Here is a 3,705-nt window from a genome sequence, read left to right as displayed (position 1 = left end):
GAGCACGATCCGGCGCAGGTGCGCGGCGTCGCCGCCGGCCACCGCGACCAGCGCGAGGTCCCGTCGCCGGCGGCGGACGCCGACCGCGAAGGCCGGGCCGACGAGCAGTACCACCTCCAGCAGGCCCAGCCCACCGATCAGCGCCACGCTGCCGGCCTCCTCCGCGTCCGGCACGGACGGGGAGCCGGCCAGCTCCGGCCGTCCCGGCAGCCGGGTGCGGGTGGTCACCTGGACGCCCTGCGCGTTCAGCCGGTCGACCAGCGCCGGGTCCACCGGCCCGGGCAGGTCCACCAGCCAGCTTGTCTCGGCCGACGGCCAGCCGGCGGCGAGGTCGGCGAGCGTGACCATCTCGCGCAGGTTGTCCGGGAACTCGACCACGCCGACCACCCGGTAGGTGGTGCCGTCGGTCGCGCGCACCGGCGCGCCGACGCGGGTGTCCAGCCGGCGCAGCGCGGCCGGATTGACCGCGATCTCGTCCGGGCGCACCGGGGGACGGCCCTCGCGTACCCGGGCCAGCGGCCGGGCCAGCGGATCGGTCAGGTCGACGGCCCGGGCGTCGATCGACGCGGTCCGGCGACCGATCCGGGTCTCGAACGACAGCCACCAGCGCACCCGGGTGACCCGGCTGCCGGCGGGAAGGAGCGCCCGCAACTCGTCGGCGGTGACCGGGCGGGTCCGGGGGACCGGGTCGTCCCCGACCGACCAGGCCGACTCGCCCCAGGCGTCCTGCGTCACCGGGGACAGGTCGGTCCAGCGCAGCTCCGCATCGGCGCCGCCGAGCCGGCGGTCGAGCCGTTCCGACCGGGTCAGGTCCGACATGTCGTAGCTCGCGGCGGTGAAGCTGAGGCCGAGGACGGGCAGCGCGATCATCGCCAGCACCAGCAGCGTGCGCCGCCGGGACCGCAGCGCCTCCCGCCGGGCGATCCGCAGCGCGGGCCGCCACGACGCGAGCGCGGCGGCGAACCGCCCGCGGCTCACCGGCTGCTGCCGCTGAGCAGGTGCTCGACCCCGACCAGCGGAGCAGTCGAGTCGACCAGCACCCCGTCGCGCAGGAACACCACCCGGTCGGCCCAACCGGCGTGGCGCGCCTCGTGCGTGACGAGCACGCCGGCCGCACCGGCGTCCACCCGGCGGCGCAGCAGGTGCAGCACCGCCTCGCCGGCCTGGGAGTCCAGCGCCCCGGTCGGCTCGTCGGCCAGCACCAGCCGGCGCTCGCCGACCAGCGCCCGGGCGATCGCCACCCGCTGCTGCTGGCCGCCGGACATCTGGTCCGGGAAGCGGTCGGCCAGGCCGGCGACGTCCACCTCGCGCAGCGCGGCCAGGGCCAGCCGGCGGGCCGCCCGCACCCCGGTGCCGTCCAGTTCCAGGGGGAGGGCCACGTTCTCCACCGCGGTCAGGCTGCCGAGCAGGTTCAGGTCCTGGAAGACGTACCCGATCCGGCGCCGGCGCAGGCGCGCCAGCTCGCGGGGGGTCAACCCGCCGAGCGCCTCGCCCTCGACCAGCACCTCGCCGTCCGTGGGCCGGTCCAGGCCGCCGGCCAGGGCCAGCAGGGTGGACTTGCCGGAGCCGGAGGGGCCCATCACGGCCACCATCTCGCCGGCCGCCACGGTCAGGCTGACCCCGCGCAGCGCGTACACGGCGGCCTCGCCGCCACCGTGCGTGCGGTGCACCGCACGCAGCTCCAGGACTCCGTCGGTCGGGTTCATCCGCGCCTCCCGTGCCGCCTCACCGGCGGGCCTCGTCGCCGGCCCGGTCCACCGCCTCGGGGTGGTCCATCGGCCGGGCCGGCGCCGGGCGGTGCCGGACCAGGCTGGTCTCGCAGTGGTCGAGCCAGCGCACCTCGGCCTCGGCCTGGAAGATCATCGCGTCCAGCACCAGCCGCCAGGGCAGATCCTCCGGCTTGTCGCTGGCGTACTTCAACCTGGTGAACTCCTGCAGGGCGCGCATGGTGGCGCTGCGCTGGGTCTGCACCACCGAACGGACGTCCACGCCGGGCGTGGTGAGCGCCAGCGCCAGCTTGATCGACAGCTCGTCGCGGGGCCGGTCCGCGCGGCTGATCGGGGTGGCGAACCAGAGCGCCAGGTCCGCGCGTCCGGCGTCGGTGATCTCGTACGGACGCTGCCCGCCCTCGTTCTCCGGCAGCGGGCGGACCAGTCCGTCACGTTCCAGCCGCGCCAACGTGGTGTAGACCTGCCCGATGTTCAACGGCCAGGTCGACCCGGTCGACTCCTCGAACGCGGCGCGCAGCTGGTAGCCGTACATCTGGCCGCGTTCCAGCAGGGCGAGCAGGCCGTGACGGATGGACATGGCGTGGAGTATGCATACCTGGTATGCGGGCCGCAACCGCAGGGCTCCGCCGGGTGACCGGGGCCGCGCTCAGGCCGGACGGCCCGGGAACGCCACGGTGACCGGAGTCACCCCGGCGGTACGCCGCCAACGGGTGGCCCGCAACGCGCAGTCGGTGAGCGCGGCGAGCGCCGTGTTGCGGTCGGCGCCGGTGGTGTGCGGCAGCGCGGCCCGCCAGTGACCGGCGGTCCGCTCCTCGATCTCCACCGCCAGCCGCAGCGCGGTGGCCCGGTCGGTCACCGGGTAGGGCAGCGCGTAGCCGGCCCGGTCGGCGGGCACCTGACCCGAGCCCTCGGCGAGCTGGAGGAGCAGCGCGTCGCGCCGGGACCGGTGGGCCGCCTCGGCGGCACGGGCGGCCGTGCGGGACGCGTCGGAGAGGTGCACGCCGATCACCCCGTACGCCCAGACCGCCGCGTACTCGGCGGCGAGCGCGTCGGCGAGGGCCTGGGTCGGGCCGGCCGTCGGGCTCGGGCTGTACTGGCTGGGCATGCGCTCGGTGCGTTCGCTCATGCTGTGCTGGCCGGGCATGGCCTCACGGCCCTCGCTGCGCTCGGTGCGTTCGCTCATGCGGTGCCAGCTGGGCATGGCCTCACGGCCCTCGCTGCGCTCGGTGCGTTCGCTCATGCCAGTGCCTCCACGTGGGTGGCCCGGGCGGCGGCGATCGAGCCGAGCAGCGCGGCCCGCTCGGCCGAGGGCGGCGGTGTCGCGGCCACCGGCCGGCGGGACAGGCGGCCCGGCCACCAGGTACGCGCGCCCAGGTCCAGCGTCAGCGCCGGGATCAGCAGGCTGCGCACCAGGAGCGTGTCGAGCAGGATGCCGACCGCCACGATCACCCCCATCTGCACCGACGGCACCAACGGCAGCACCAGCAGGGCGCCGAAGGTGGCCGCCAGCACCACCCCGGCGCTGGTGATCACGCCGCCGGTGACGGTGAGCGCCCGCAGCGTTCCGGCCCGGTGCCCGATCGACGCGGTCTCCTCCCGGGCCCGGGTCATCAGGAAGATCGTGTAGTCGACTCCGAGCGCGACCAGGAACAGGAACGCCTGCAGGGGCACCCCGACGAACAGCCGTGGATGGCCCATCGCGTCCAGCAGCAGCCCGGCCGCGCCCATCGCGGCCGCGTACGACAACACCACGCTCGCCATCAGCAGCAGCGGCGCGACCAGCGCGCGCAGCAGGAGCACCAGGATCGCCAGTACGACGGCGAGCACCAGCGGGATGACCACGCGGTTGTCCCGGTCCACCGTGCGCCGCTCGTCGAGCAGCGTCGCGGTGCGCCCGCCGACCAGCGCCTGCGCGTCGGGCACGGCGTGCACCCCGGTCCGCAGCCGGCTGACCGCGTCCCGGGCCGGGGCGCTG

4 protein-coding genes and 1 pseudogene are annotated in these 3,705 nt (G+C 76.0%); all 5 read right to left on the bottom strand.

Annotated elements, in window-relative coordinates; all coding sequences use genetic code 11:
• Nucleotides 1–978: pseudogene (locus HUW36_RS28020) on the bottom strand (ABC transporter permease); the annotation flags it as partial.
• Nucleotides 975–1,706 carry an ABC transporter ATP-binding protein gene (locus tag HUW36_RS28015; protein ID WP_174530878.1) on the bottom strand — a complete coding sequence of 244 codons (732 nt, stop codon included), beginning with the start codon at nucleotides 1,704–1,706 and terminating at the stop codon, nucleotides 975–977. The gene HUW36_RS28015 and the pseudogene HUW36_RS28020, both read right to left, overlap by 4 nt.
• 19 nt (nucleotides 1,707–1,725) lie before the next feature.
• A complete protein-coding gene (locus tag HUW36_RS28010) occupies nucleotides 1,726–2,307 on the bottom strand; it encodes a PadR family transcriptional regulator (protein WP_174530877.1) in 582 nt (193 codons plus the stop codon).
• 69 nt (nucleotides 2,308–2,376) lie between these two features.
• Nucleotides 2,377–2,835: a ferritin-like domain-containing protein gene (locus HUW36_RS28005; protein WP_174530879.1), complete on the bottom strand. Its 459-nt coding sequence runs from the start codon at nucleotides 2,833–2,835 to the stop codon at nucleotides 2,377–2,379.
• A 131-nt stretch (nucleotides 2,836–2,966) separates the two neighbouring features.
• Nucleotides 2,967–3,705, bottom strand: a 739-nt coding sequence (locus HUW36_RS28000; protein ID WP_174530876.1) for an MMPL family transporter, incomplete at its 5' end; no start/stop codon positions are given.

Origin of the sequence: Micromonospora maritima, assembly GCF_902825405.1 — a bacterium.
GTDB lineage: Bacteria > Actinomycetota > Actinomycetes > Mycobacteriales > Micromonosporaceae > Micromonospora > Micromonospora maritima.
The sequence above is the reverse complement of the archived record's forward strand: the minus strand, read 5'-3'. Positions and strand labels throughout refer to the sequence as shown.

Coding starts and splice junctions, on each gene's coding strand:
- HUW36_RS28015 (WP_174530878.1), bottom strand. CDS start 1,706: ATGAACCCGACCGACGGAGTCCTGGAGCTGCGTGCGGTGCACCGCACG.
- HUW36_RS28010 (WP_174530877.1), bottom strand. CDS start 2,307: ATGTCCATCCGTCACGGCCTGCTCGCCCTGCTGGAACGCGGCCAGATG.
- HUW36_RS28005 (WP_174530879.1), bottom strand. CDS start 2,835: ATGCCCAGCCAGTACAGCCCGAGCCCGACGGCCGGCCCGACCCAGGCC.